This is a genomic window from Pantoea sp. V106_11 (genome assembly GCF_029967885.1).
GTDB classification, from domain to species: domain Bacteria; phylum Pseudomonadota; class Gammaproteobacteria; order Enterobacterales; family Enterobacteriaceae; genus Pantoea; species Pantoea ananatis.
On sequence record NZ_JASCAK010000024.1, the window covers coordinates 142,998 to 169,616 of the forward strand.

Genomic DNA, 26,619 nt, shown 5'->3' on the forward strand with positions numbered 1-26,619 from the left:
CCATTGAGCGATAACGCATGCAGGATAACGATCAACATGAAAATTATTGTACTCGGCAGTGGTGTCGTGGGCGTAACAACCGCCTGGTATCTGCAGCAGGCCGGACATCAGGTGACCGTGATTGATAAAGAAGCCGGTCCGGCATTAGGCACCAGCGCGGCCAATGCCGGGCAAATTTCCCCAGGCTATGCCGCGCCCTGGGCCGCGCCGGGCGTTCCCTTAAAGGCGGTGAAATGGATGGTACAGCGTCATGCTCCCCTTTCCGTGCGCCCGGATGGCTCACGTTTTCAGCTTGCCTGGATGATGCAAATGCTGAAAAACTGCAATCCGCAGAGTTACGCCGAAAATAAGGCCAGAATGGTCAGGCTGGCAGAGTACAGCCGGGACTGCATCAGAGCACTGCGGGCCAGCACGGGCATTGAATATGAAGGGCGTCAGGGCGGCACGCTGCAGCTGTTTCGCACCGCTCAGCAGTTTGACAATGCGGCACGCGACATCGCCGTGTTGCAGGACGCCGGCGTTCCTTATCAACTGCTGGAAGCCTCACAACTGGCCGAGGTTGAACCGGCGCTGGCGGCGGTTAAGCATAAGCTGACCGGCGGGCTGCGACTGCCTAATGACGAAACCGGCGATTGCCAGTTATTTACCCAGCGGCTTGCGGCAATGGCGCGCGAGGCGGGCGTCGACTTTCGCTTTAACACCACCGTGGATGCGCTGCTGACACAGGGAGACAGGATCAGCGGTATGACCTTTGGTAGCGAAACGCTGACGGCGGACGGATACGTCATGGCGCTGGGTTCATACTCCACGCCATTACTCCGGCCACTCATGTCTGTTCCGGTTTACCCACTCAAAGGCTACTCGCTGACGATCCCCATTGCCGATGCGTCCGCCGCGCCGGTGTCCACGGTGCTGGATGAAACCTACAAAATTGCCATTACGCGCTTTGATGATCGCATTCGCGTGGGCGGTATGGCGGAAATTGTGGGATACAGCAACACCCTGCTGCCTGCCAGACGGCAAACACTTGAGATGGTAGTGAACGACCTTTATCCCCGTGGCGGTCGCGTTGAGCAGGCAACCTTCTGGACCGGGTTACGTCCCATGACGCCTGATGGCACGCCCATCGTCGGCCATACACATTTCAGCAACCTGTGGCTGAATACCGGCCACGGTACGCTGGGCTGGACGATGGCCTGCGGCTCCGGCCAGCTGTTGAGTGATGTGATTTCAGGCAAACCGCCCGAGATTGCCCATGCGGACTATGCGGTTTCGCGTTATGCCTGAGTGCAGGGCGAGATGGCGACCTTACAGCGCCTGGGCACAGGCCCAGGCCGAACTCCAGGCCCACTGGAAATTATAGCCGCCGAGCCAGCCGGTCACGTCCACCACCTCACCGATAAAATACAGCCCCGGTACGTCCCGCGCTTCCATTGTCTTCGATGACAGTTGAGTAGTATCAACGCCACCGAGGGTCACTTCGGCGGTGCGATAACCTTCGGTGCCGTTAGGCTGAACCTGCCAGCCGTGCAGCGTCTGCACCAGCTCTGTTTGCTGCTTGCGGTTAAGTTGCTTCAGCGTCACATCCGGCACGACGTTCATATCCTGTAGGACCTCCACCAGGCGCTTGGGCAGAATTTTCGCCAGGCTGTTTTTCAGGCTCAGATTCGGATGCGCCTCACGTTGAATCGTCAGGAAATCCTCAAGACGGGTGGCCGGAGAGAGGTCCACAGTGAGGTATTCGCCCGGCTGCCAGTAGCTGGAAATCTGCAACACTGCCGGGCCGGACAGGCCGCGGTGGGTGAACAACATCGCCTCTTTGAACAGGGTGCCGTCCTTTGCCGCAATGGTCGTATCCAGCGCAACGCCTGACAGCATCTGCAACTGTTCCAGGAGTGGTTTATGTAAGGTAAAGGGCACCAGTGCCGCGCGCGTGGGCAGCACCTTCAGCCCAAACTGCTCAGCAATTTTATAGCCAAACGGTGATGCGCCCAGGCCCGGCATGGAAAGGCCGCCACTGGCAATGACCAGCTTCTCAGCCTGAACCGCGCTGCCGTTGAGCTGCAGGCTGTAGCCCGCATCATCCCGGATTACGCTCAGTATTTCGCTGCGCAGCCGAACGGTGACGCCACCTTTGTCACATTCGGCCATTAATAAATCGACCACCTGCTGGGCAGAATCATCGCAAAACAGCTGCCCCAGGGTTTTCTCATGCCAGGCGATACCGTGGCGATTCACCAGATCGATAAAATCCCATTGGGTATAGCGCGCGAGGGCCGACTTACAAAAGTGGGGATTATTCGACAGGTAGGCGGCCGGTTCAGTGTAGAGATTGGTGAAATTGCAGCGCCCACCGCCCGACATCAAAATCTTGCGTCCCGGCTTCTTGCCGTTATCCAGCAGTAATACGCGGCGACCACGCTGTCCGGCCTGCGCAGCACAAAAAAGCCCGGCAGCGCCTGCCCCAATTACGATAACGTCAAACTGTTCCACTGCTTTTGCCCACCAGGTAAGAGAGGGGCAGATTGTAGTGATCTGCTCCTGTGGATGCCAGTGTCAAAATTTTGCCGTAAATATGTCACAATGTAACCAGCTAATTTTTATAGCTTTTGTATCTGTTCACCGGGTTAATTGACACTTTTAGTCCAAATCATGACTATATTTTCCTTTCCCAGACAGCATGTTGTCGCGGATAATGCGCCGCGTTCATGTCCTCCAAAAATGGCGTAACGTCTATGCTACATCTGTTTGCTGGTCTAGATCTTAGCACCGGCCTGTTACTGATACTTGCTCTGCTGTTTGTATTGTTTTACGAAGCAATTAACGGCTTTCATGATACGGCCAACGCGGTTGCGACGGTCATCTATACCCGTGCCATGCGGGCGCAGCTTGCCGTTTTAATGGCAGGCGTCTTCAACTTCTTTGGTGTATTGCTCGGCGGATTAAGCGTGGCTTACGCTATCGTGCATATGCTGCCTACCGATCTGCTGCTGAATGTCGGATCGGCCCACGGTCTCGCCATGGTCTTTTCCATGCTGCTGGCGGCGATTATCTGGAACCTGGGTACCTGGTATTTGGGCCTGCCCGCGTCCAGTTCCCATACCTTAATCGGCGCGATTATCGGCATTGGCCTGACGAACGCGTTGATGAGCGGCACATCGGTCGTTGATGCGCTTAACATCCCGAAAGTGCTGAATATTTTCCTGTCTCTGATTCTTTCCCCTATTGTCGGACTGGTGATTGCGGGCAGCCTAATTTTTCTTCTCCGCCGTTACTGGAGTAACACCAAAAAGCGTGCGCGTATTCATATGACGCCCGCCGATCGCGAGAAGATTGATGGCAAGAAAAAACCGCCTTTCTGGACGCGCACGGCACTGATTATCTCCGCCATTGGTGTCAGTTATTCACACGGTGCGAACGACGGGCAGAAAGGCATTGGCCTGATCATGCTGGTTCTGATAGGCGTTGCGCCAGCCGGCTTCGTGGTGAATATGAACGCATCGGGTTACGACATTACGCGTACACGGGACGCGGTCAATCATCTTGAGCAGTATTATCAACAGCACCAGGCCTCACTGAACCACATCATCGAGATGGCGCCGCCTAAGCTGCCTACGCCGGAAGAAGTGGCGCCGGTATCATCGACAGAGTTTCATTGCGACAGTGCACGTGCGCTGCAGGCCGTGCAACGTGCTCAGTTGCTGCTGAACAACCTGCAAAGCTACAGCGATCTGTCCGTCGAGCAGCGTAGTCAGATGCGTCGCCTGCTGCTGTGTATTTCCGACACCGCCGATAAAGCGGCGAAGCTGCCGGAAACCTCTCCAGACGATAAACGTTTCCTGGGCAAGCTCAAAGGCGATCTGTTGAACACCATTGAGTACGCGCCGGTATGGATCATCATGGCGGTTGCGCTGGCATTAGGCGTCGGCACCATGATCGGCTGGCGTCGCGTGGCCACCACCATCGGTGAGAAAATTGGTAAGAAGGGCATGACCTATGCGCAGGGCATGTCTGCGCAGGTGACGGCAGCCGTGTCGATAGGCATCGCCAGCTACACCGGCATGCCGGTCTCCACCACGCATATCCTCTCTTCTTCCGTTGCCGGCACCATGCTGGTTGACGGCGGCGGCTTGCAGAGCAAAACCATCAAAAACATCGCCATGGCGTGGGTATTTACCCTGCCGGTCTGTATTTTGTTATCGGGTTCGCTCTACTGGATAGCGCTGAAACTCATCTGATTCGGCGGCATACCAGGGCGACTTCGGTCGCCCTTTTTAATGCCAGATGGCCAGCGCAATCAGGCTGATAATCACCAATCCACACAGTGAACTGGTTAAGATAAACAGACCTCTCACCCGCTCACACCGGCGAATGAATTCGTCGTCATGATGATCAAGATAGCGCCTTGCCCAGATGTAACGCACCAGCCGCACCTGCTTGCCGGGCTGACCATGGGATGTGAAAAACCCCGCGCCATCAACATACTGATAGAGCAGCGGATCACAGCCACGCAGAACCACCAACAGCGCACGCAGCGATGAGAAATAGCGCGCCATATTCACAATACATACCACACAAAGAGCCCAAAAAAGCGCGATAGTGCTGATCATGTCATCCTCCTTACCGGCACCGCAGCAGGGTGCTGAGCGCGCACCCTGTTGAACAGTCCCTGCAGAATTAGCCAACAACCCCGTAAAGCGATTTGTAGTTTTATTTTGAATCATCAGAAAAGTAGCAACCGTGTGACGCAGGCTGCTTTTTCCAGTTTAGGAGAAATGTTCAATTTTTTACCAGCGAGGATTTTCGTTTTATACGAGTAAAAATCGTTCATCATTGATCTTATTCACAACCCAGGCGGCTTCAGAAGCATTTGTTAACACACAGGGCTATACTTTCAGGTATAACAACATCATCGCCTGTGCTGTACATTAATCATCTCGGTGGCGCTCATCGCCCGTTCGCGCAATGGATTTCGCAACTGTGACGCGTCTGGAAACCGCTGCCATTCTGAATCTCGTGGAAGGAGTAATATCATGGCTTATAAACATATCCTGATTGCAGTCGATCTTTCGCCAGAAAGCCAGTTGTTAGTGGATAAAGCTGTCTCACTCGCGCGCCCTTACGACGCAAAAATCTCGCTGATTCATGTCGATGTTAATTACTCGGATCTCTACACCGGCCTGATTGATGTCAACCTGGGAGATATGCAAAAGCGTATTTCTGAGGAAACGCATCTGGCGCTAAAAAGCCTGTCCGATGCCGCGGGCTACCCTATCACCGAAACCCTGAGCGGCAGTGGCGACCTGGGGCAGGTGCTGGTGGATGCGATTAAGAAATACGATGTGGACATGGTGGTGTGCGGTCATCATCAGGACTTCTGGAGCAAGCTGATGTCGTCTGCCCGCCAGTTGATCAATACCGTGCACATCGACATGCTGATTGTGCCGCTGCGTGACGAAGAGGATGAATAATTCGCGAGCGTTAAGCCGGTGCGACTGAGGTGCCGACCGGCTTAAAACCACGATTAAGACAGAGGCGGATAGATATCGAAGCGGTGGCTTTTGGTGACCACCGCAGACTGCGTGGCAACACCGGCCAGCGGTGGCGCGTAGTCGGGACGCTTCACCACAATACGTTTCTTTGCCAGACGGCGAGCCGGTGCCAGCAGTGCGTCGGCATCTTCATCCGCCCCCACCAGCGACTGAAAGACCCGCATCTCTTTTTTTACCATGGCGCTTTTTTGCCGATGGGGATACATAGGATCGAGATACACCACGTCCGGCTGCGGGGTAATATCGGTCAGAGCCTGAATGCTGGAAGCATGAATCAGCGTCAGGCGTTCGCGAAGCCAGCCGCCAATTTCTGCATCTTCATAGCCACGCGTCAGCCCGTCCTCCAGCAGTGCGGCCACCACCGGATGGCGCTCCAGCATGCGAACCCGACAGCCCAGCGCGGCCAGCACAAAGGCATCCCGTCCTAATCCGGCGGTGGCGTCCACCACATCGGGCAGGTAGGTCCCTTTTATCCCCACCGCTTTCGCGACGGCTTCACCGCGGCCACCGCCAAAACGACGTCGATGTGCCAGGGCACCGGAGGCGAAATCCACAAAGATGCCCCCCAGTTTGGGCTCATCCCGTTTGCGCAGTTCAAGATGTGTGGCGGTCTTCACCAGCGCCAGCGCGGCGTCATCACAGTGCGTCAGTTGCCAGCGTGCGGCTAAAACAGGTAAGGCGCCGTCACCGGCGCCTGTCTCATCAAGCAAACAGATTTTCACGTACGGCTTATCCCTGAATACCGTAGTGTTCCAGCATGGCATCCAGCTGTGGTTCACGGCCGCGGAAGCGTTTAAACAGCTCCATCGGTTCTTCTGACCCGCCGCGCGTCAGAATATTGTCGAGGAAGGACTGCCCGGTTTCCCGGTTGAAAATCCCCTCTTCTTCAAAGCGCGAATAGGCATCTGCTGCCAGCACATCAGCCCACAGATAGCTGTAATAGCCCGCTGCATAGCCACCCGCAAAGATATGGCTGAAGGCATGAGGGAAACGTCCCCACTCCGGGCTGGGGACCACGGCGACTTTGCTTTTCACTTCGCGCAGGGTTTCGAGAATCTGTGCACCTTTTTCCGGATTGAATTCGGTATGCAGGCGGAAGTCGAACAGGCCGAACTCAAGCTGACGCAGGATAAACAGCGCCGCCTGGTAGTTTTTCGCCGCCAGCATTTTATCCAACAGTTCTTTAGGCAGTGGCTCACCGGTTTCGTAGTGCCCCGAAATAAACGCCAGTGCTTCCGGCTCCCAGCACCAGTTCTCCATGAACTGGCTAGGCAGTTCCACGGCGTCCCATGGCACGCCATTAATGCCGGACACGCCCGCTGCCTCAATGCGCGTCAGCATATGGTGCAGGCCGTGACCGAACTCGTGGAACAGGGTAATCACTTCGTCATGCGTAAACAGCGCAGGCTTGCCGCTTACCGGACGGTTGAAGTTACAGGTCAGGTAAGCCACCGGTTTTTGCAGGCTCCCGTCCGCTTTACGCATTTGGCCCACGCAGTCGTCCATCCATGCGCCGCCGCGTTTGTGTTCGCGAGCATAGAGATCGAGATAGAAACTGCCGCGCAGCTCGCCGCTTTCATCGAACAGATCAAAGAAGCGGACATCCGGATGGTAAACATCGACGTCAGTGCGCTCTTTCGCGGTAATACCGTAAATGCGCTTCACCACTTCAAACAGGCCGGACACTGCACGCGACTCCGGGAAGTAAGGGCGCAGCTGTTCATCGCTGATGGTATAAAGATGCTGCTTCTGCTTTTCGCCGTAGTAGCTGAGATCCCATGGGTTCATGGTTTCTACGCCAAACGCTTTCTGCGCAAAAGCGCGCAGCTGCGCCAGCTCTTTCTCACCCTGTGGACGGGCGCGATCGGCCAGATCGTTCAGGAAATCGATCACCTGTGCCGGGCTCTGTGCCATCTTGGTGGCCAGGGATTTATCCGCGAAGGAGTCGAAGCCCAGCAGCTGCGCCAGCTCGTGCCGCAGCGCCAGCTCTTCCGCCATAATCGGACCGTTATCCCATTTACCCGCGTTAGGGCCTTGATCGGAGGCGCGGGTCGAATAGGCGCGGTACATCTCTTCGCGCAGCGCGGCATTATCGCAATAGGTCATGACCGGCAGATAGCTGGGGATATCCAGCGTCAGTAACCAGCCTTCCTGCCCTTTGGCTTCCGCCTGGGCTTTCGCTGCGGCCAGCGCGCTTTCCGGCATGCCCGCCAGCTCGCTTTCGTCCGTAATCAGCTTGCTCCAGCCCATTGTGGCATCAAGCACGTTGTTACTGTAGGCCGAACCCAGCTCGGAAAGACGCGCGGCAATTTCGCCGTAACGCTGCTGCTTGTCTTTTTCCAGACCGATACCGGAAAGCTCAAAATCACGCAGTGCGTTATCGACCGCTTTCTGCTTTGCCTGATCCAGCGAAGCATAATGACTGCCTTCTTTCAGATCGCGGTAGGCCTGATAAAGCCCTTCATGTTGGCCCACCCAGGTGCTGTACTCAGACAGCAGCGGCAGCGTTTGTTCGTAGGCTTCGCGCAGTTCCGGACTGTTTTTAACAGAGTTCAGATGGCTGACCGGTGAAAAGATACGGCTCAGGCGGTCATCGGTTTCTGCCAGCGGCTGAACCAGGTTATCCCAGGTGTAAGGTGCGCCTTGCGCCACCACTTTTTCCACCATTGCGCGGCATTCATTCAAAACGTCGGTTACGGCGGGCACCACATGTTCAGGCTTAATCGCTGAAAACGGGGGAAGTGTGAACGAGGTGAGTAACGGATTGGTCATAGCGCAGTCCTTTAACAATGTGTGGGGCGCGACGGCTCGCGCGACGCAATTTAATTAACATGCGGTCGGATATCACGAAAATCAATGGCGCGACCGGCGGTGATTTCAACAATGGTGCGAATAGTGATCCTTCTGACAATGAGATCAATCATAGCTGACGCCAAAACAGGCTATCACTTTCCTGTCGCTGAATACGTAACGGAGGTTAACAGCCTGTGGCAGATTGCTATGCAAAGTGTAAAGCGGTCTGAACAGGGAAAACCGGCCTCGCGGGCGACGGATGCGCGAAATGCCAGCAATTATTCCCGTCTGTCGGTATAATCGGGCCAATATCACTATTTTTAGCTTCAACCGCGGAAATCCCCTTTTTTATGCTGAGTTATCGCCACAGTTTTCACGCCGGCAACCATGCCGATGTGCTTAAGCACACCGTACAAAGCCTCATCATCACCGCCCTGAAAGAGAAAGAAAAACCGTTTTTCTATCTTGATACACATGCAGGCGCAGGACGTTATCAACTGAGCGGCGAGCATGCAGAGCGTACCGGCGAATATCTGGAAGGCATTGGACGCATCTGGCAGCAGCCGGATGCGCCCGCACTGCTGCAACCCTATTTTGATGCGATTCATGCCCTGAACCGCAGTGGAACGCTGCGTTACTATCCAGGCTCCCCACTGATCGCCCGCCACTTGCTCCGCCCGGAAGATAAGATTCAACTGACCGAGCTGCATTCCAGCGATTTTCCCATGCTGCGCACTGAGTTCAGTAAAGACAGCCGCGCGCGCGTTGAAAAGGCCGATGGCTATCAGCAGTTAAAATCAAAGCTGCCCCCGCTTTCACGCCGTGGGCTGGTGCTGATCGATCCGCCTTATGAAATGAAGAGTGATTACCAGGCGGTCGTCAAAGGCATTCAGGAAGGCCACAAGCGCTTTGGCACCGGCGTTTATGCCCTGTGGTATCCGGTTGTCATGCGTCAGCAAATCAAGCATATGCTGCGCGATCTGCAGGCGACCGGCATTCGAAATATCCTGCAAATTGAACTGGCCGTGCGTCCTGACAGCGATCAGCGCGGGATGACCGCCTCCGGCATGATTGTGATCAATCCCCCCTGGAAGCTGGCCGATCAGATGAATACGCTGCTGCCGTGGTTACACCAGAAACTGGTACCGGCAGGTACAGGTCATTTCAGCGTAAACCAGATCGTTCCTGAATAACGCCTTTCCCGTTTAGCGTCGCCGGTTCAGTTACGGCGGCGTGATATCGCAGGTCATTTTTATGTGGATTATTCTGGCAGGCGCCCTGGCGGCTCTGCAACCGGCGAAACGCCTCTCTCTGTTACTGCTGGCACTGGCAACGGCTCTGGGTGTGTACCAGAACGTGCTGGACTGGCCCGTTACCCTCGTTTTTGCTGCGGTGGCAGCGCTGGTCGCGTTTCGTATTTACGATCGCCGCAGTCGCGTGTGGCAGGGCATAAGCGAGGTGCTCCTGGTCGTGATGGCCGCTGCGCTGCTGCTGCATCTTATTCCCGGCTTTAACAATCCGCGTCAAATCAATGCCGTTCAGGTAGGCGCACGCAGCCTGCCCTTCTCTTTTTCATTTAATTTTGACAAAGCCCTGATCCCCTTCCTGTTGCTGGCCTGTATGCCGACGCTGTTCAAAGCTGAGGCGCACCCACCGCGCACGCCTCTGTTATGGCTGGTACCCGTGGCGGCGATTCCGCTGCTGTTAGTCAGCGCGGTAGGGCTGGGTGGCCTGGCGTTTGAGCCACACCTGCCTGACTGGCTGGGCGCGTTCGCACTGGCCAACCTGTTTTTTGTCTCGTTGGCAGAAGAAGCATTTTTTCGTGGCTATCTACAGCAGCGGCTGCGCCAGAGATGGGGCGGGACAATCGCCCTGGTGGCCACCGCCTTGCTGTTTGGCCTGGCGCATGCGTCCGGCGGCGTACTGCTGATGATATTTGCCGGGCTGGCCGGGCTCATTTATGGCCTGGTCTGGCACTGGAGCGGCCGGCTTTGGCTGGCAACAGCCTGCCATTTTGCACTCAACATGGTTCATCTGTTGTTGTTTACCTACCCGGCACTGATGCATTAGTCGTTACAGCGTAAAGACGGCCAGGTCATACGCCATCTCGGTTTCGGGGAAAATGGCCTGGCACTCTGCCAGCAAACGCGTCATGTCTCTGGCGAGATAGCGTGAGCTAAAATGCGTGGCGATCATCCGTTTTGCACCGGCCTGCTTTGCTACTGTAGCGGCCTGCACGGTAGTTGAGTGACCGCGCCCGTTGGCTTTTTCCGCCAGCGCATCCTCCAGCGTGGTTTCGTGCACCATCACATCCACATTGGCCGCCAGCTGTAACGCCACCTCGGTGGGCGCCGTATCGCCAAAAATCGCCAGGGTTTTTCCTTTAGTGGACGGCCCCAAATACGCCGCGCCATCAATGGTGCGTCCATCTTCCAGCGTGATACTTTCTCCCTGCTTCAGCTGTTGATACCAAGGGCCACGGGGCACACCTTCCGCTTTGAGACGTGCGGCATCCAGAAAGCCGGGCTTGTCTCGCTGTTCAATACGATAGCCAAAGCAGTCAATAGTGTGATTCATCGGCCAGGCCGTGACACGAAACTCGCCATCATCCAGCACCTCGCCCGCCGCAATCTCGATCACCTCAAGCGGATAGTCGGTGTACGAGCTGGACAGGGAAAGTGCGCTATCGACAAAGGCTTTCAGTCCTTTTGGGCCGTAAACCGTCATCGGCGTGGTCAGACCGGCCATTGAACGGCTGGTGAGCAGGCCCGGCAGGCCAAAAATATGGTCACCGTGCAAATGGGTAATAAAGATTTTATCGAGCTTGCCGGGTTTAAGATCGGATCGCATAAACTGAAGCTGAGTGCCTTCACCACAGTCAAACAGCCAGGTGTCGCCACTGCTTGCCCGGGTGAAGGCAATGGCGGTGACGTTACGCTGCAAGCTGGGCGCGCCACCGCCCGTGCCAAGAAAAGTCAGGTGCATGCTATGCTTCTCTGTAAGTAGTGGGAAAATATGGCCTGTTACAATCATAGGCGCAATTTTTGCGACACCGTGCCCTGCGGCGTTACACTCTATATCAATTTCCATGTAACCGGATGATACTTCAATGACCCGACATTATGACTATCTCGCCATCGGCGGCGGCAGCGGCGGTATTGCTTCGATTAACCGTGCAGCAAGCTATGGCCAGAAGTGTGCCTTGATAGAAGCCAAAGCGCTGGGCGGAACCTGCGTCAACGTAGGCTGTGTGCCGAAAAAAGTCATGTGGCATGCCGCGCAAATCGCCGAGGCCATTCATCTTTACGGGCCTGATTATGGTTTTGATACTACGGTAAACCGCTTCGACTGGGGCACGCTGGTCAAAAACCGCAGCGCCTACATCGACCGTATTCACCAATCATACGACAATGTTCTGGGGAAAAATAAGGTCGATGTCATCACCGGCTTTGCCCGTTTTATTGATGCGCATACCGTTGAAGTCAATGGCGAAACCATTACGGCCGACCATATTTTGATCGCCACCGGGGGACGTCCGAGCCATCCCTCTATCCCCGGAGCGGAATACGGAATTGATTCAGACGGCTTCTTTGAACTGGGCGCGCTGCCAAAACGGACCGCGGTGATCGGTGCCGGTTATATCGCGGTTGAGCTGGCAGGCGTGGTCAATGCGCTGGGCTCGGAAACCCATTTATTCGTTCGTAAACATGCCCCGCTGCGCAGCTTTGATCCGCTGATTACCGATACGCTGGTTGAGGTCATGAATGCGGAAGGCCCAACGCTGCATACCGAGGCGACACCAAAAGCCGTCGTGAAAAATGCCGATGGTAGCCTGACGCTGCAGTTGGAAAACGGCAGTGAATACACCGTGGATTGCCTGGTCTGGGCGATTGGCCGGGTGCCGGAAACCGACAGCCTGAATATCGAGGCGGCGGGCGTTGCGCTGGATGAAAAAGGCTATATCAAGGTCGATAAATTCCAGAATACCAACGTGCCAGGCGTTTATGCCGTTGGTGATAATACCGGCGCCGTTGAGCTGACGCCGGTAGCGGTGGCGGCAGGTCGTCGCCTGTCTGAGCGGCTGTTTAATAACAAACCCGATGAGCACCTGGATTACAGCAATATTCCTACCGTGGTGTTCAGCCATCCGCCGATCGGCACCGTGGGCCTGACGGAACCGCAGGCGCGCGAGCAGTACGGTAATGACCAGGTAAAAGTCTACAAATCGTCCTTTACCGCAATGTATACCGCGGTGACCCAACATCGCCAGCCGTGCCGCATGAAGTTAGTCTGCGTCGGCCCGGAGGAGAAGATTGTGGGTATTCACGGCATCGGCGGCGGAATGGACGAGATGCTGCAGGGCTTTGCGGTGGCGTTGAAAATGGGCGCGACCAAGAAAGACTTTGATAACACCGTGGCGATTCACCCGACGGCGGCAGAAGAGTTTGTGACGATGCGTTAATCCGCTTACGCGCATAACGTAGCGCTGCCCGCTGACCCTGTGGTCTGCGGGCAGCAGCCTCAATTAAAATAGGTCTCCCGCAGCGGCGTCAACGCCGCCCCCAGCGCCGAACTGTCCCCTTCGATCTCGCTCAGCAGAATATCCGGATATTCCGCAGAAATATTCCAGCGTTTACCCGAACTGATGCGCGGCATGGCTAAAAACATTTCGCCCAGCTTACGGGGAATCTCGCCCCCTAATATGATGGCTCCGGGATCGATCACCGCATTCATGGCATCCATTGCCCGATGCAGGTTTGGCGTGACGTCTTCTACCCACTGTTGCGCAATCGGCCAGGCCGGATCGAATTTATGATTGAGATCGCGAATATCTTTAATTTCAATACCACCGTTACGTAAGCGATCGATCAAGATCCCCAGGGCCGGGCGCAGCTTGCCCTCTTCCGGCGTAAAAATACGGCTGATCTCCCCCGCATTTCCAAACGCACCCTGGAACGGTTTACCGTTAATCACGATGCCACCGCCAAAACCATAATTAAAAGAGAGATAGCCAAAGGTATCGTATTTCAGCCCGGCGCCTAAAAAGGCTTCAGCGTGCGCCGCCGTTGTGGCGTTATTTTCAATCCATACTGGTCGATCAAATAACATGGTAATTTCACGGCGCAGATCGATGCCCATCCAGTTTTTTAAAGGTTCAGGCGGATTGAAATACTTTCGTGATTCATAAAGAAAGCCCGCCATGCTGTATCCCACACCACAGACTTTGTCCGGCGAAATACCGTATTGTTTCAAGGTATCCAGATAGTGATGTTTGATATTGAGTAAGGTACGGGCAGGATCGCGCGGATGCGTATCCAGTACGCAGTATTCTGTAATACCGCCCCGGAAATTAATCAGGCTGGCGGCAACGCTGTCTGAGTTAATAGAGATGCCGTAACCATAACGCGCATTCGCATTCAGTGATAACGATGGGCTGGGCTTGCCTCTTCCCTGGGACGGTGATTCCCCCAGGCTGAGAAAGCCGTTTTCGGTCAGCGTATCAACAATGCGGTGAACAGATGACTGATTCAGAATGGTTTGCGAAACCAGCGAGGAGCGGGAAATGCCATCGTTGCGGCGGACAAGCTCAAGAATGAGTTTTTCACTGCGATTAAGTTCGACTTCATGACCAGCGGAATATCCATGAACCACAGCGTTGTCCTCACCGTATTTAATAATGGGTTCTGTTAATACCCTAGCATGCTTTTATGCAGGACGAATAGTAAAGGCCCCTGCCTTTACGTTTTAATAAAATGTGCTGCTTTTCAGCTTCTCCGGCCCGGTTTTTCCCGATCATAAAAGCATCATAATAGTGAAACATAACGGAGAGACACTCTAATATCATGCAATGAGCATTATATTAAAAGCGAGCCTTATGTCCGGATGGGCACTTTCATTTGCGTAGGGTTCTGTCTTCATTCACATGCTTCTTCTTATACATCAGGTAAACAATGGAAACGCGCTTAAAGGTTGCTGAACGCATCGCACAAGAGGCTTCACTTTTGGCTCTTGACTATTTCAGACAGCTGAGTGAATTAGCGATCTGCGAAAAAAGGCCGCAGGATGTCTTCAGTGAAGCCGATCGGGAAGTGGAAAATCTGATTCGGCAGCGCCTGGAACACCATTTCCCACAGGATTCTGTTGTTGGGGAAGAGCATGGCGGTGAGCTCAGCGCCAGCTACTGGTCTGTTGATCCTATCGATGGTACGAGTAACTTCCTGCGCGGCTCGTCATTGTGGGGGATTTCTGTTGGCTATGTGCACAATGGCGAGCCGGTTATGGGCGTGATCGTCCATCCGGTATTAAACCTCATGGTGAGCGGCGGCAAAGAGACAGGGGTTTATCTGAATGGTGAACCCTTTGAACGGCCAGTGGTCACCGAGGCGCTGAAAACCGTGGCGATTGGCGACAGTCCATCATGGGATTTCACCCATCAGCTCTGTATTGAAAAGGCCTATCGGGACGACGGCTGGAATGTGGTGCGCTATCGCTGTGCCACCGTAGGCTTAACCTTTAGCGTGCTGGGTTACGTTGACGGTTATCAGGAATGTTTTAGCAGCATGTGGGACGTTTCTGCGGGTTATGCACTCTGTAAAGCGGCCGGACTGGATGCGCATCTTGCCGGCACACAGGAAAAAAGCAGTACACATGTTAGTGTCGGTACGGCTGAAATGAACCGCCTTTCCGCCCAGTTTATCCCTCACCCTCGTTTTACTCCCGCCTGACCACGCATTGCCCCCGGCTTACCTCATCACTGCATTTCAGGACAGCGTTCCCACGCTGTCCTGCCCTCTGTGCGCTTGCTGATACAACGACCTTGTTCTTCGCCTCAAATATTAATCACAACGCATTAAAATAGTTAGCGCGTTAAACGTACGATTTCAAAGTAACCCTTCATTTAACTGTTATATATAGGTTTTAAAAAATTAATAAATTCTTAACCTGTCTGAAATTGCTTAAATTCACTACAGCAAATTATTATGCGTCTCGCATTAATTAAGAAGTCCCTGGCATTATATGACGGAGCAGCCCAACGTGAACACGCTAGAAATACACAATGCCATGCTGACGTTCGACGATTTTGTCGCGCTGAACGGCATTTCACTGCAGGCCAAAAAAGGACAATTTGTTTCCCTGCTTGGCCCATCTGGCTGTGGCAAAACCACGCTGCTTAAAGTTATTGCCGGCTTTTACAGTCTTGATAGTGGCGAAGTACTGATCCACCAGCAGGACATGCATCATGTAAAACCTGAACATCGCGACACGGCGATGTGCTTTCAGTCCTATGCGCTTTTTCCTCACCTTTCCGTTGCTGAAAATATCGGGTTTGGCCTCAAGCAAATGAAGATGGCGAAAACGGACATTCACGATCGCGTCGCGCAGACCGCCGCTCAGGTATCGCTGAATGCGCATTTGCCTAAACTGCCAGCACAGTTATCCGGCGGTCAGCAGCAGCGCGTGGCGCTTGCCAGAGCGCTGGCCGTGCGTCCGGAAATCGTGTTGTTTGATGAGCCGCTGTCAAATCTGGATGCCAAATTACGCGACAAGGTACGACTGGAGATCAGACAGCTTCAGCGCTCCCATGGGTTTACCGCCATTTATGTTACCCACGACCGTGCAGAAGCCTTGTCGATGTCCGACATTGTAGTGGTCATGAATGCCGGAAAAATTGAGCAAACCGGTACGCCGGATGAGATCTATTATTCCCCGGTAAACCGCTTTGTCGCCGGTTTCGTCGGTCAGGCTAACGTCATGAAAGCCCGCGTAGTGAATAGCGACAGCAGCACCGGTATTTATCGCATTGCGTGCGCACTGGGCGAAATGGAGATCCATAGCCATGTGCCGCCCGTCTCGGACAAGGTCTATACCTTCTGGCGCCCTGAGGATGCCTTACTCAGCGAACACAGTGCCGGGAAAAACACGCTGGCCTTCGAGATCGGTGCGGTGAGTTTTCTGGGCAACCTTTCTGAACTCCAGGTTCATCCGCTGGGCCATGAAGAAACGGAATATCAGTGGTGTATCCAGTTGGTCGGTAAAAACCACATCCGCGAAGGTGACAACGTTAATTTCTCTATTGCGCCAGACAAGATCCGCTTTTTACGGGAAAGCTATTCATGAAAACGCGCAACCGGAACAGGCTCTGTTGGTTGCTGGTCCTGCCTGCGGTCGCGCCGGTCATCATCACTCTGGTGCTGATTGTGATCATGGCGTTGGCGCAATCCGTTGGCCTGTTTAATTTTGGCGCACCGGCGCACTTCACGCTTCAGTACTGGCAAACCATTCTGAATGACAGCCAGCTGTGGCGCGCGACAGGTTATTCGCTCAGAATCGGCGTGCTCAGTGCGGTGCTGTCCGTTGCCCTGGCGCTTCCGCTGGCACTGTGGCTGAGAAAGCCGTTTCCCGGCTCGATGCTGATGGGCGGCTTACTCAAAGCCCCGCTGATGGTACACGGACTGGTGGCTGCGCTGCTGTTTATCAACCTGATTTCCTGGCAGGGCTTTATTAACCTGGGCTTGCTCAAGCTGGGGATCATCTCGCACCCCATCAGAATGCAGAATGACCGCTGGGGAATTGGCGTGATTATTTTGCAGGTCTGGAAACAGCTTCCCTATGCGCTGCTTATCATTACCGGCAGCCTGCGCGCGATTGGTGACGAAATTTTTAATGCCGCGCGGGATTTAGGCGCCGGCAAGACTGCCCGGTTGTTACAGATCATCCTGCCCTTATCTATCAAGTCCGTTCAGGTATCGCTGGTGCTGATCTTCATCGGCGCCTTGGGAGACTTTTCATTTCAGGTCGTTGCGGGGCCAACCAGCGTGTTCTCTCTTTCGCAATACATGCTGCGCTTCCCTGAAATCAGCGCGCAGGGCTGGAATCTTGCGGCCGTTGTCGCGGTAATTTTGATGCTGGCGGCTTTTATCGGTGCAGTGGTGCTTGCCACCCTGGCGAAGTGGTTACAACAAGCCGGAGAACAGAGATAATGAAAGCCAGAGAGACGTTATCCCCGCTGCGAATCGTCATGATGATCCTTATCACCGCCCTGTTTATGCTGTGGCTGGTTATTCCCTTTATGTTGACCGTCCTGTGGTCACTGGTCGATAAAACCCATCCTTGGGCATGGCCAGATGCCCTGCCGCCGGTTCTCTCACTGGGACGCTGGGTGGAGGTATGGACGACGACCGCGTTACCCCAGGCGCTCAGGAACAGCTATTTACTGGCGGCAACCGTCTCCGTCTGCACGCTGATGTTGTCTCTGCCTGCCGCGTGGGCGTTTGGCAGAATGTCGTTTACGGGCAAACACCTTTTACAGAATGCGATCTTACTGCCGCTTATCGTTCCGGGCTTTGTCGTCGCGCTGTTTTTTTCCATGTTGCTCAACGTGGCGGGCATTCACAGCCGGTTTGGTGGCATTTTGCTGGGGCATATTATTATCTTGATGCCTTATGCCGTGCGCATTCTGACCCTGTCATTTTCGCAGATACGCCAGGACACGCTCGATGCAGCACGAGATATGGGCGCTTCGGTGATCAACCGTTTTTTAGTGGCCTGCCTGCCCACCATCAGACCGGGAATATTTGCCGCATTAATTATTGTCTTTACGTTATCAATAGAAGAGTTCGCCATAAGTTTCATTGTTGGCTCACCCGATTTTATTACCGTCCCTACCATTCTGTATTCTTATCTGGGTTATAACTTTATTCGACCCAACGCGGCGGTTATTTCTTTAATGCTGGTTGTGCCAAATGTCATGTTGATGTTGATTGCAGAAAAATTACTGACAAAAAATCCTGTCGCCTCCTTTGCAGGAAAAGGCTGACAGTCTTTAACACGCGTTATTGGGGAAAAATATGTTCAGACTCGTTGCTGCAATATTATTGCTGGCCGGGGCTTTCTGTAGCCAGGCTCAGGATTTAACCTCGATGAACTGGGAACAGATTGTCGAACAGGCGAAAAAAGAAGGGAAATTAACCTGGTATCAATGGTATTACCAGGACCGTTTAAAAGAGCAGGTCAGCCTGTTTGAAAAACAGTACGGTATTAACGTTACCCTGTCTGAAGGCACATTACAGGGCAACATTAATAAACTCATGGCTGACCGGGGACGGGAAACGGGCGATATTGATGTGTTTTCGATTGGTGGGGGCGCATTCGGTACCGTATCGCCTCAGCAAACGTTTTTTGGCCCGCTTAATACACTGCTGCCGGAAGGCAAAACCCTGAACTACACCATTGAGGGAACGGACAGTAAAGGCTATGGCGTGGCATTTTGGGGCAACCAGACCGGTCTGGCCTACGATTCGCGCCGCCTGAAAGAAAGTGAGTTGCCACGAACCCTGCCGCAGATTACGTCCTTCCTGCAAAGTCATCCTCAGGAATTTGGCTTCAACGTTGAAAACGGCGGTTCCGGCCCGGCCTTTATTGAATCGGTGACGCGCACGCTGGTACCGGGTTTTGATTTCACCAAAGGCGACGCAGATGTAAAAAGCCTGACGGCTCTGCAGCCCGCCTGGAACTGGTTCAAACAGCAGCGCCCCAACTACATCATTACGGCCTCCAACGCCGACAGCGTCACCCGACTGGTCAGCGGTGAGTTCCTGCTGGTCCCCGCCTGGGAAGATTACCTGGTGGGATTAGAAAACCACGGTGAGGTCCCGAAAACTATCCGGCTGTATATCCCCGATTTCGGCATGCCCGGCGGCGGAAATATGGTGGCGATACCTAAAAACGCGCCCCACAAAGCGGCAGCGTTGCTGTTTATCCACTGGTTGACCCTGCCTACCACCCAACGGCTGTTCCAGCAGGTTTATGGCATTACGCCTCAAAACAAAGAAGTGAATCGTGATGCCGGGCTGATCAATAGCAAAGAGCGCGTTCATGGCACTCAGTTCATGCCTAAACCGCTGGGTGATGAAGTCAGGACCGAATTCTCTAACCAGGTTTTGCTTAAGTAGACCTGCGATAAAACCCTAACAGAAGGTAAAGCCAAGAATGTCGACCAAAAAACACCCTGCACGCGTAGTGAACGCCCGCCTGATTGCCCATCGGGGAGCACCGCTGCTGGCACCGGAAAACACGCTGCCTTCGTTTCAGGCGGCGGTTGAACGCGGAGCGACGTGGATAGAGGTGGATGTCAAACTCACCAAAGATATGCACCCGGTCATTATTCATGACGATTCCGTAGACCGGACAACGAATGGCAAAGGCTATGTGGCAAATTTAACCCTGGATGAGATCCGGTCGCTGGAGGCTGGCGTGTGTTACGGCCACCTCTTTAAAGGCGTGAAAGTGCCTACGCTGGCTGAAACTGTGGGCTTTGTACTGGATAAAGGCGTCGGGCTGCAACTGGAAATCAAACCCACCTCCGGGCAGGAAGTGGAAACGGCGGAGATTGCGATCGCTCAGTTGAAGTCGTTGTGGCCAGCGAGCGAGAAGAAGTTATTTATCAGCAGCTTCTCTGAGATTTCGCTGCAGGTTGCCGCCAGGCTGATGCCTGACGTACCGCGTGGGCTGGCAGTTTGCGTCCCGCCAAAAGACCCGGCGGCGCTCCTCGCCAGAACAGGTTGCCAGATCCTGCATTTCCTGGGTGACTTCGCAACGGACGAAGACCTGACGCGCCTGGCCCGTTCAGGTATTGAATTCGCGATTGCCACGATCAACGACCCGGTGCTTGCCCGAAAATATATTGATGCGGGCGCACAAACGGTATTAAGCGATATACCCGACTTGGCATTTTGAATAAAAAGTTCATCAGGATCTTCTCTGCCTGAATGCAATAACACCAGGGAAAGCCATTATAAAAAATGGCCATAAATTTTATGGTCGCTATACCCATTTTATTATTTAGTCATTAAATAAGACGAAAGTGATATTGAAATAAATACCGCCCTGAGCGGTAACATCCTCATGCTTCAGTTAACTGATAAGGGTAGATGATATGCACAATAAAATAAAAAAAGTCGCGCCGTATGCAATGTGTTTTCTGGTCTCATTTTCTGCATGCTCCGCCGAGATTTATAATAAAAGTGGAAATAAGCTCGACCTGTACGGTAAAGTCGATGCGCGCCATGTTTTCTCAGATAATATTGCAGAAGATGGCGACAACTCTTATGCGCGCCTGGGTTTTAAAGGTGAGACGCAAATTAATGATAAGCTTACCGGTTATGGTCAATGGGAATATAATTTCCAGCTGAATCACAGTGAAGGCGGTAGCGATGCGCAAACGGGTAATGCCACACGCTTAGGGTTTGCCGGTCTGAAACTCGCCGACTTCGGCTCGTTCGATTATGGCCGTAGCTTTGGGGTACTGTATGTTGCCTCTGCCTATACGGATATGGCACCGATCTACGGTTCCGGCACCATGACCACCAACGATAACTTCCTGTCAAAACGCTCAACCGGCCTCGCGACCTGGCACTCTCCGGACTGGGGCGGGTTAAAGTTAACCCTGCAGTATCAAGGGAAAAATGACCGCTCAACCGCCAAACTGGCTAACGGAGATGGTTACGGTGCTGGCCTGACTTACAGCATTACCGATGGGCTGAGCATTGCGGCAGCAGGGATGAAAGCAAAACGGACACTGACTCAGCAAGCTGACGGTCAGGGAGACGATGCCACCGCCTGGGTAACCTCTGCAAAATATGACGCCAACCAGATCTATCTGGCCGCCATGTATGGCGAAGCCAATGACGTTACGCCTTATGGACAGCTGGCACAGGTCGCCGACAAAACCCATAACTTTGAGGCGATTGCACAGTACCAGTTCCTGAACGGTTTGCGCCCTTCTGTCGGTTTTGTCACGCAGCGTGGCGAAAACCTGCAGGGCGCTGGGAATTTTGCCGGGGGCAGCCAGACGATGCAGAAATATATTGCGGTGGGCACCTATTACTATTTCAACAAGAACATGCTGACCTACGTGGACTACCGCATTAACTTACTGAAGGAAAACGATTTTACGCGCGCCACCGGCATTACGACGAAAAACAGTATCGGTATGGGCCTGACCTATCAATTCTGATCCGCCTGTTGCTGCTTCGTCCTGTGTTGCTTCAATCCTGATCATCGCTCATTTAGCGAGGCCGGCAAATGCCGGCTTTTTTTACGCCTGCCGCAGGAAGCGTCAGTCAGGACAGAACGGAGGCGTGCCTGACCGCCAATGCGCCCTGACTGAGGTTTTCCAGCCATTTAACATAGGCCTGATCCCACAGCGCGGCAGGTGTACCCGCTTTGCCGAGTCCAAAACCATGCCCCCCGCTGGACAGCTGAATCAGCTGCACCGGTACGCGGTTGCGGCGACAGGTGTCACGCATGAGCTGGGTGTTAAAGGGTTTTGAGGTGTGATCGTCTCCGGCCTGAGCCAGGAACGTGGGCGGATAGAGATTCGTCACATAGTTTTGTACTGACCAGCTGGCTTCTTCTTGCGGACTGGCGTCATTGCCTACCATCATCAGGTGCGTGTTGGTATGCTGATAGGGCGCTTCAAGCGTAATCACCGGGTAAATCAGCCCAACACTGTCGGCTTTAGGGACTTCCTGATCCAGCCTGTCCACCGGCGGATATGACTGAAATTCCGGGCGCGCCGCCGCCATGCCCAGTAAATGCCCCCCAGCCGAAAACCCCAGGACATGCACTTTTCGTTCAAACGAACGTATCAGGCGCAGCGCGCGCTGTGCATCCTGTAAGGGCGCGAGGTTGCCAGCCTGCCATTTCTCGCGCGGTAAGCGGTAGCTGAGCACATAGGCGGTATAACCGTTAGCATTTAACCAGTGCGCGACGGGCCAGGCTTCGCGTCCCATACCAATCCACCGGTAGCCTCCCCCGGCCGCAATCAGCACCGCTTCGCCATTGGGATTTTCTGGCCTGAAGCGTTGAATCGCCGGGCTGACAATATTCGACCACGAACCCCAGGCGTCCACGCGCAATGTTCCAGACGGCCCACCGCCGCCGGGCGGTTCGTCCGGCCAGAGAGGAATAATATCATCGCGGGCAAACAGTTTGCTGGTAGCCAGTGAAAGCGCAAGCGCTCCTGTGCCGAAAATAAAGCGTCGACGCGTAATCATGATGCCTGTTAAATCAATGCCATAAAGGTCAGCCGACCCTTTTGGCCCGCTGCGTTTTTATTATGTATCGCACATTTGGTTAAGACGCTGGCGATTATGTACGCAATCGGTAGGGAAAATCCATTAAAAAACGCGCCATTTTAGCGCGTTTATTGGCGAATTAACTGCGGTTAATCTTCCTGCTGAAACTGCGTCATCACCGTTTGTTCACACTGTTGGGTATTGGTGCGGAGTTTGGCGCGTTCTTCATCACCCAGTTGCAGCCAGGCGCTGGCCACTTCATTGGCCAGCTCTTCATCAAATTCAGGCTTGCTGACGGCAGAGGAGGACTGCGATCCTGCCACGCTGGCCTTCATTTTTTCCACATACTGGTCGGCTGTCGAAACGCTTTTTTCACTGCTGACAATGTGACACAGCTGGCTTGCATACACGCTTTCTTCACTATTGTCTTCCGCCAGCGCGCTGCCCGACGCCAGCATGCTCAGCAACAGTATCTGAGATATCTTCATCATCTACTCCCGTTATCAGTTAATTCACTCTCATGACTGGCGTTGTTTCGCCTCCAGTCGAGCCTGGCGCCAGTTGAGCAGCGGCGTCACCGAAATGCCGTGAACCACGATACTGCACACCACCAGCGTCAGCGCCATATCAGCCATTATCGTTGCTTCTGCGCCCCCCATGCCATGGACCCAGGCGAACGCAATATAGTTAAGGCTCCCAATACCGCGGATACCCAGCCAGCCAATCAGCAACCGCTGAGGAAGCGGCATGCCCGTCCCGAGGGTAACCAACCATACTGCCAGGGGGCGCACCACGATAAACAGCAGCAGTCCAAGGAAGATGCCCTGAATGTTCCAGTGGTATGCCATGGTTACGCCCAGTACCACCATCATGATGGCAGCCAGCAAACGTTCAATAGTATCGCCAAAAGAAAGCGCGTCGCCTACTACTAAACCAACGGATTTCACCATGCCACTGCTGCGTTGCTGCAGGCGCTTGTTGGGATTGACCAATGCCTCTGCGGGCAGTAACCGATCGTCGTCCGGCATATCGTCTGGCTGGTAACGCTTAAAGACGCCCAGCTCAGCACGGCGCAGCCCAAGACCGGCGGCAAAGGTGGCCAGAAAGCCTGAAGCACCCAGCCATTCCGCCAGGGCGTAGCTGAGCGCGATCAACGCCAGCGCCAGAAAGTCGTTGGGGGCGCAATCCCCATGCGCATTGCGAAGCCGGGTGGCCAGTAAGCCAACGAGTCGGCCCAGGCCAAATCCCAGCAGGATACCGCCGCCGATGGCCCACACGACGTCGACAGCAGCCCAGTGCGCCAGCATGCCTGCACTGAGGTTTTCGCCGTTGAACAGCAGCAAAGCCAGCACCAGCAACGGCAGCGCTGAACCATCATTCATGCCCGCCTCGCTAGAAATGGCGACGCGCAAGGCGTCATCGTCCTGCGCGTCGCTCACCGAAATCAGGCTAGCCAGTACCGGGTCGGTGGGCGCAACAATTGCGCCAAACGCCAGTGCAACGGGCCAGGACAACCCGACCAGCCAATGAGACAGCAGCGTCATGGCCGCCACCGTCATCAACATCGCCGGAAAGGCCAGTAAGCCTCCGGCTCGCCAGCTTTTCGCTTTAAGCGGCAAGCGTAATTTGAGCCCCGTAATAAACAGTGACGCAGCCATCGTGATTTCGGTAATGTGCGTCACCAGTTCCGCATGGCGAATGATATCAATCTCGATAACATCAAACATCCACGGCCCACAGGCGATCCCGGCTAACAAGAAAAGACCAAAAGAGGTCACTGGGCCACGGTGGATCCACCCTGATGCCAGTGACATTAATAACAGAAGACAGCCCGTCGCGGCGGTCCAGGCAATAAAGTTCATAACGCACCGTTTTAATTGAGTTTATGACTAAGCCTGGCACATTTGCTGACGGGCGGAAGGATCAGTCCTTGAGGTGACGACTGGCGAGCCGCACCATCAGGCTGGCAGCGGCGGCGAGCGTGGACAACACCACAACGCCATTCCAGCCCCAGTGGGCAAGCGCCAGGCTGCCCAGCGCCGCACCGCTGGCCATGCCGATAAACACGATGGTAAACAGTAGGGCGTTAAGACGACTACGTGCATCGGGTACCAGACCATAAATCAGCGTTTGATGGGCGACCAGCGTGGCCTGCACGCCTAAGTCGAAACCAAGCGTGCTGATAACGATGACGACCAGCTGACCGGGGAGCGACAGCAGCGGCAGCAAAAACATCAGGGCGAAGGCCGCCGTGACCAGGCCGGCACCAAACTGGGTCACGCGTGCCGGGCCGAGTCGATCGGCCAGGTTACCCGCCAGCGGCGCGGCCAGTGCACCCGCCGCCCCTGCCAGACCAAAGGCACCGGCGATGGCACTGTCAAAGTGAAAACGTTCGCTAAGCATGATCGCCAGCGTAGACCAGAAGGCGCTGAAGCTGACAGAAAGCAGCCCCTGAGCCAGGGCCGCGCGTCGCAGGGTCTGGTGTTCGCGCCACAGGTGAACCAGCGATAAAAGCAGGCGGGGATAGCTTACCGACGTGCCGGGCGTAAAGCGCGGCAGCACACGCCACAACGTCAGGCTAATCAGAAACACAGCCAGGGCCGCGATAATATACATGGTGCGCCAGCCAAAATACTCTGCCACCACGCCGCTGACGACCCGGGAGAGTAAAATGCCTACCAGTAATCCCGTCATTACCGTACCCACGGTTTTACCCCGGCTGTGCGCCGGTGCCAGCGCCGCCGATGCCGGAACAATATCCTGCGCCACGGTCGCCGTCAGGCCGGTGACAAAGCTGGCGATGAGCAGCGCGCTGATGCCGCCGGAAAACCCACACAGCAGCAGCGCCATCACCAACAGCAGCCCTTTGATCAAAATTATCGTGCGGCGATCGTGGCGATCGCCAAGCGGGGCCAGCAGCAGAATACCTAAAGCATACCCGGCCTGCGTTAACATCGGCACCATGCCTACGGTGCTCACACTGACCTGAAACTGCTTACCGATGATATCCAGCATCGGCTGACTGTAGTAAATCGAGGCCACGCTCAGGCCCGCGCCGGCAGCCAGCGTAAAGACCAGGGGGGCGGGCAGGCGTTCAGTTGAGTGGGGAGTCATAGTTTTTACCGCTGACATGGTTACATCCTCAAAAAATAGTGTGGCAAGTAAAGCCTGTTTTTGACATACGCGGTAGACTAATAAAAAGCAAAACGGTTATACGTGGAACGCATGAGCAATTTCAGTAACAGCGATCGTATCGAACTGATGCACACCTTTATTCGCATTGTCGAAAGCGGCAGTTTGTCTGCCGCAGCGTTGCAACTGGGTATTACGCAACCGACAATCAGTCGCCGGTTGCAGTCTCTTGAACAGGGGCTGGGGCTGAAACTGATTCTGCGCACCACCCATGCGCTAAAGCTGACTGATGATGGTGAGCGTTGCTATGCACAGGCCCGGCAGCTCCTGGCAACCTGGCACGCGCTGGAAGATGAACTGACCGGCGCCGGCAGCGATCCGGTTGGCATTTTGCGGGTGCGCGCGCCCCACGCTTTTGGCCAGGATCAGCTGGTCACACCGCTGGTGAACTTTATGCGCCGCTATCCGCGTTTGCGCATTGAATGGATGCTGAACGACAGGACGCCAGACTTCGTCGCCGAGAACGTGGACTGTGCGATTCAGGTGGGGGCACTGACCGACCCTTCTGTTGTAGCCGTGCTGCTGGCCGAAGTGCCGCGCATTGTTGTCGCTGCGCCCGCGCTGCTTCAGCAATATCCCCCGATTAACCAGGTGGCGCAACTGGGCGATTTGCCGTGGCTGGCGCTGACGAGTTTCTACCGTAACGAGATCGCATTACAACATAAAGACAAGGGGGAACCGATGAATCTGCCTATCGTTCCCCTGCTCAGCAGCGACAGCCTCTTCGCCGTGCGCAAAGCTGCGCTGGCGGGGCTGGGAACCGCTATTCTGTCGACATGGGTCATTCAGGAGGATCTGGCACAGGGCAATCTGATTCAGCTTATGCCGGAATGGCAGGCTCCCCCGTTGCCAGTCTGGCTGACCTATCCGTGGGCGAGCTATTATCCCGCCAGGCTGACCGCCTTCTTTGCCATGATCAAAGCGGTATTTCCGCATCTGACGGGCGCGCGGCCCGCTTCAGGCTGAAAAAGGCCTCCCCCACCGGGGAAGCCGTGTCACCGGAC

Annotated in this window: 24 protein-coding genes; 14 read left to right on the plus strand and 10 right to left on the minus strand. The window is 54.7% G+C overall.

The window, feature by feature from the left end; all coding sequences use genetic code 11:
* Positions 1-36 precede the first annotated feature (36 nt).
* A complete protein-coding gene (locus QLG08_RS07965) occupies positions 37-1,287 on the plus strand; it encodes a D-amino acid dehydrogenase (RefSeq protein ID WP_042678016.1) in 1,251 nt (416 codons plus the stop codon).
* Between the two features lie 21 nt (positions 1,288-1,308).
* Here QLG08_RS07965 and QLG08_RS07970 read toward each other — a convergent pair whose 3' ends face one another.
* Positions 1,309-2,493, minus strand: coding sequence for an NAD(P)/FAD-dependent oxidoreductase (locus tag QLG08_RS07970; protein ID WP_282472880.1), 1,185 nt, complete (start codon positions 2,491-2,493; stop codon positions 1,309-1,311).
* A 242-nt stretch (positions 2,494-2,735) separates the two neighbouring features.
* Between QLG08_RS07970 and pitA the strand changes: the two genes are divergently transcribed.
* A complete protein-coding gene (gene pitA, locus QLG08_RS07975; protein ID WP_128574381.1) occupies positions 2,736-4,238 on the plus strand; it encodes an inorganic phosphate transporter PitA in 1,503 nt (500 codons plus the stop codon).
* Between the two features lie 36 nt (positions 4,239-4,274).
* Here pitA and uspB read toward each other — a convergent pair whose 3' ends face one another.
* Positions 4,275-4,610, minus strand: coding sequence for a universal stress protein UspB (gene uspB, locus QLG08_RS07980; RefSeq protein ID WP_014604809.1), 336 nt, complete (start codon positions 4,608-4,610; stop codon positions 4,275-4,277).
* A gap of 423 nt (positions 4,611-5,033) precedes the next feature.
* Here uspB and uspA point away from each other — a divergent pair, with 423 nt between their 5' ends.
* Positions 5,034-5,471, plus strand: coding sequence for a universal stress protein UspA (uspA, locus tag QLG08_RS07985; RefSeq protein WP_014604808.1), 438 nt, complete (start codon positions 5,034-5,036; stop codon positions 5,469-5,471).
* 53 nt (positions 5,472-5,524) lie between these two features.
* On the opposite strand, the gene rsmJ is transcribed toward uspA, so the two are convergent.
* Positions 5,525-6,274 carry a 16S rRNA (guanine(1516)-N(2))-methyltransferase RsmJ gene (gene rsmJ, locus QLG08_RS07990; RefSeq protein WP_014604807.1) on the minus strand — a complete coding sequence of 250 codons (750 nt, stop codon included), beginning with the start codon at positions 6,272-6,274 and terminating at the stop codon, positions 5,525-5,527.
* A 7-nt stretch (positions 6,275-6,281) separates the two neighbouring features.
* A complete protein-coding gene (prlC, locus tag QLG08_RS07995) occupies positions 6,282-8,324 on the minus strand; it encodes an oligopeptidase A (protein WP_029569250.1) in 2,043 nt (680 codons plus the stop codon).
* Positions 8,325-8,695: 371 nt separating this feature from the next.
* Here prlC and QLG08_RS08000 point away from each other — a divergent pair, with 371 nt between their 5' ends.
* Complete coding sequence (locus QLG08_RS08000; protein WP_013027606.1) at positions 8,696-9,538, plus strand: 23S rRNA (adenine(2030)-N(6))-methyltransferase RlmJ; 843 nt, start codon at positions 8,696-8,698, stop codon at positions 9,536-9,538.
* A gap of 61 nt (positions 9,539-9,599) precedes the next feature.
* Positions 9,600-10,415 carry a CPBP family intramembrane glutamic endopeptidase gene (locus QLG08_RS08005; protein WP_105077635.1) on the plus strand — a complete coding sequence of 272 codons (816 nt, stop codon included), beginning with the start codon at positions 9,600-9,602 and terminating at the stop codon, positions 10,413-10,415.
* A 3-nt stretch (positions 10,416-10,418) separates the two neighbouring features.
* Here the strand turns inward: QLG08_RS08005 and rnz are convergent, their stop codons facing one another.
* Positions 10,419-11,330, minus strand: coding sequence for a ribonuclease Z (gene rnz / locus QLG08_RS08010; RefSeq protein WP_022622538.1), 912 nt, complete (start codon positions 11,328-11,330; stop codon positions 10,419-10,421).
* Between the two features lie 124 nt (positions 11,331-11,454).
* Between rnz and gorA the strand changes: the two genes are divergently transcribed.
* A complete protein-coding gene (gene gorA, locus QLG08_RS08015; RefSeq protein ID WP_282472881.1) occupies positions 11,455-12,807 on the plus strand; it encodes a glutathione-disulfide reductase in 1,353 nt (450 codons plus the stop codon).
* Positions 12,808-12,866: 59 nt separating this feature from the next.
* On the opposite strand, the gene QLG08_RS08020 is transcribed toward gorA, so the two are convergent.
* Positions 12,867-13,997, minus strand: coding sequence for an ROK family transcriptional regulator (locus QLG08_RS08020; protein ID WP_014604803.1), 1,131 nt, complete (start codon positions 13,995-13,997; stop codon positions 12,867-12,869).
* 299 nt (positions 13,998-14,296) lie between these two features.
* On the opposite strand from QLG08_RS08020, the gene QLG08_RS08025 reads away from it, so the two are divergent.
* The 7 genes from QLG08_RS08025 to QLG08_RS08055 all read left to right on the plus strand — a co-directional run bounded on the left by QLG08_RS08025 (position 14,297) and on the right by QLG08_RS08055 (position 21,360).
* Positions 14,297-15,070, plus strand: a complete 774-nt coding sequence (locus tag QLG08_RS08025) for an inositol monophosphatase family protein (RefSeq protein ID WP_014604802.1) — start codon at positions 14,297-14,299, stop codon at positions 15,068-15,070.
* A gap of 292 nt (positions 15,071-15,362) precedes the next feature.
* The gene (locus QLG08_RS08030; RefSeq protein ID WP_029569251.1) at positions 15,363-16,463 is read left to right on the plus strand and encodes an ABC transporter ATP-binding protein; all 1,101 of its coding nucleotides are present in this window, start codon (positions 15,363-15,365) and stop codon (positions 16,461-16,463) included.
* Entirely contained in the window at positions 16,460-17,326 is an 867-nt protein-coding gene (locus tag QLG08_RS08035) for an ABC transporter permease subunit (protein ID WP_014594834.1), read from the plus strand. Before QLG08_RS08030 ends, QLG08_RS08035 begins: the two co-directional genes overlap by 4 nt.
* Positions 17,326-18,162 (plus strand): ABC transporter permease, encoded by an 837-nt coding sequence (locus QLG08_RS08040; RefSeq protein WP_029570768.1) that lies wholly within the window; start codon positions 17,326-17,328, stop codon positions 18,160-18,162. Before QLG08_RS08035 ends, QLG08_RS08040 begins: the two co-directional genes overlap by 1 nt.
* A gap of 31 nt (positions 18,163-18,193) precedes the next feature.
* Complete coding sequence (locus QLG08_RS08045; RefSeq protein WP_014594836.1) at positions 18,194-19,297, plus strand: extracellular solute-binding protein; 1,104 nt, start codon at positions 18,194-18,196, stop codon at positions 19,295-19,297.
* Positions 19,298-19,334: 37 nt separating this feature from the next.
* On the plus strand, positions 19,335-20,081 hold the full coding sequence (locus tag QLG08_RS08050; protein ID WP_013027616.1) for a glycerophosphodiester phosphodiesterase family protein: 747 nt from the start codon (positions 19,335-19,337) through the stop codon (positions 20,079-20,081).
* Positions 20,082-20,280: 199 nt separating this feature from the next.
* Positions 20,281-21,360: a porin gene (locus QLG08_RS08055; protein ID WP_174261511.1), complete on the plus strand. Its 1,080-nt coding sequence runs from the start codon at positions 20,281-20,283 to the stop codon at positions 21,358-21,360.
* 106 nt (positions 21,361-21,466) lie between these two features.
* Here the strand turns inward: QLG08_RS08055 and QLG08_RS08060 are convergent, their stop codons facing one another.
* The 4 genes from QLG08_RS08060 to QLG08_RS08075 form a co-directional block, all read right to left on the minus strand.
* Positions 21,467-22,402 carry an alpha/beta hydrolase gene (locus tag QLG08_RS08060; protein WP_013027618.1) on the minus strand — a complete coding sequence of 312 codons (936 nt, stop codon included), beginning with the start codon at positions 22,400-22,402 and terminating at the stop codon, positions 21,467-21,469.
* A gap of 170 nt (positions 22,403-22,572) precedes the next feature.
* Positions 22,573-22,911, minus strand: coding sequence for a hypothetical protein (locus QLG08_RS08065; protein ID WP_015699351.1), 339 nt, complete (start codon positions 22,909-22,911; stop codon positions 22,573-22,575).
* Positions 22,912-22,941: 30 nt separating this feature from the next.
* Positions 22,942-24,285, minus strand: coding sequence for a cation:proton antiporter (locus QLG08_RS08070; protein WP_210512364.1), 1,344 nt, complete (start codon positions 24,283-24,285; stop codon positions 22,942-22,944).
* A 61-nt stretch (positions 24,286-24,346) separates the two neighbouring features.
* Positions 24,347-25,555, minus strand: a complete 1,209-nt coding sequence (locus tag QLG08_RS08075; RefSeq protein ID WP_014594837.1) for an MFS transporter — start codon at positions 25,553-25,555, stop codon at positions 24,347-24,349.
* Positions 25,556-25,648: 93 nt separating this feature from the next.
* Here QLG08_RS08075 and QLG08_RS08080 point away from each other — a divergent pair, with 93 nt between their 5' ends.
* Positions 25,649-26,581, plus strand: coding sequence for a LysR family transcriptional regulator (locus tag QLG08_RS08080; protein ID WP_014594838.1), 933 nt, complete (start codon positions 25,649-25,651; stop codon positions 26,579-26,581).
* Positions 26,582-26,619 lie beyond the last annotated feature (38 nt).

What these genes read in the sequence shown, in the direction of transcription:
- QLG08_RS08070 (WP_210512364.1), bottom strand. Translation starts at nt 24,285, where the DNA reads ATGAACTTTATTGCCTGGACCGCCGCGACGGGCTGTCTTCTGTTATTA.
- uspB (WP_014604809.1), bottom strand. Translation starts at nt 4,610, where the DNA reads ATGATCAGCACTATCGCGCTTTTTTGGGCTCTTTGTGTGGTATGTATT.
- QLG08_RS08045 (WP_014594836.1), top strand. Translation starts at nt 18,194, where the DNA reads ATGTTCAGACTCGTTGCTGCAATATTATTGCTGGCCGGGGCTTTCTGT.
- QLG08_RS08080 (WP_014594838.1), top strand. Translation starts at nt 25,649, where the DNA reads ATGAGCAATTTCAGTAACAGCGATCGTATCGAACTGATGCACACCTTT.
- pitA (WP_128574381.1), top strand. Translation starts at nt 2,736, where the DNA reads ATGCTACATCTGTTTGCTGGTCTAGATCTTAGCACCGGCCTGTTACTG.
- QLG08_RS07965 (WP_042678016.1), top strand. Translation starts at nt 37, where the DNA reads ATGAAAATTATTGTACTCGGCAGTGGTGTCGTGGGCGTAACAACCGCC.
- QLG08_RS08055 (WP_174261511.1), top strand. Translation starts at nt 20,281, where the DNA reads ATGCACAATAAAATAAAAAAAGTCGCGCCGTATGCAATGTGTTTTCTG.
- QLG08_RS08005 (WP_105077635.1), top strand. Translation starts at nt 9,600, where the DNA reads ATGTGGATTATTCTGGCAGGCGCCCTGGCGGCTCTGCAACCGGCGAAA.
- QLG08_RS08025 (WP_014604802.1), top strand. Translation starts at nt 14,297, where the DNA reads ATGGAAACGCGCTTAAAGGTTGCTGAACGCATCGCACAAGAGGCTTCA.
- QLG08_RS08050 (WP_013027616.1), top strand. Translation starts at nt 19,335, where the DNA reads ATGTCGACCAAAAAACACCCTGCACGCGTAGTGAACGCCCGCCTGATT.
- rnz (WP_022622538.1), bottom strand. Translation starts at nt 11,330, where the DNA reads ATGCACCTGACTTTTCTTGGCACGGGCGGTGGCGCGCCCAGCTTGCAG.
- uspA (WP_014604808.1), top strand. Translation starts at nt 5,034, where the DNA reads ATGGCTTATAAACATATCCTGATTGCAGTCGATCTTTCGCCAGAAAGC.
- gorA (WP_282472881.1), top strand. Translation starts at nt 11,455, where the DNA reads ATGACCCGACATTATGACTATCTCGCCATCGGCGGCGGCAGCGGCGGT.
- QLG08_RS08035 (WP_014594834.1), top strand. Translation starts at nt 16,460, where the DNA reads ATGAAAACGCGCAACCGGAACAGGCTCTGTTGGTTGCTGGTCCTGCCT.
- QLG08_RS08065 (WP_015699351.1), bottom strand. Translation starts at nt 22,911, where the DNA reads ATGAAGATATCTCAGATACTGTTGCTGAGCATGCTGGCGTCGGGCAGC.
- QLG08_RS08030 (WP_029569251.1), top strand. Translation starts at nt 15,363, where the DNA reads ATGACGGAGCAGCCCAACGTGAACACGCTAGAAATACACAATGCCATG.
- QLG08_RS08075 (WP_014594837.1), bottom strand. Translation starts at nt 25,555, where the DNA reads ATGTCAGCGGTAAAAACTATGACTCCCCACTCAACTGAACGCCTGCCC.
- QLG08_RS08040 (WP_029570768.1), top strand. Translation starts at nt 17,326, where the DNA reads ATGAAAGCCAGAGAGACGTTATCCCCGCTGCGAATCGTCATGATGATC.
- QLG08_RS08060 (WP_013027618.1), bottom strand. Translation starts at nt 22,402, where the DNA reads ATGATTACGCGTCGACGCTTTATTTTCGGCACAGGAGCGCTTGCGCTT.
- QLG08_RS08000 (WP_013027606.1), top strand. Translation starts at nt 8,696, where the DNA reads ATGCTGAGTTATCGCCACAGTTTTCACGCCGGCAACCATGCCGATGTG.
- prlC (WP_029569250.1), bottom strand. Translation starts at nt 8,324, where the DNA reads ATGACCAATCCGTTACTCACCTCGTTCACACTTCCCCCGTTTTCAGCG.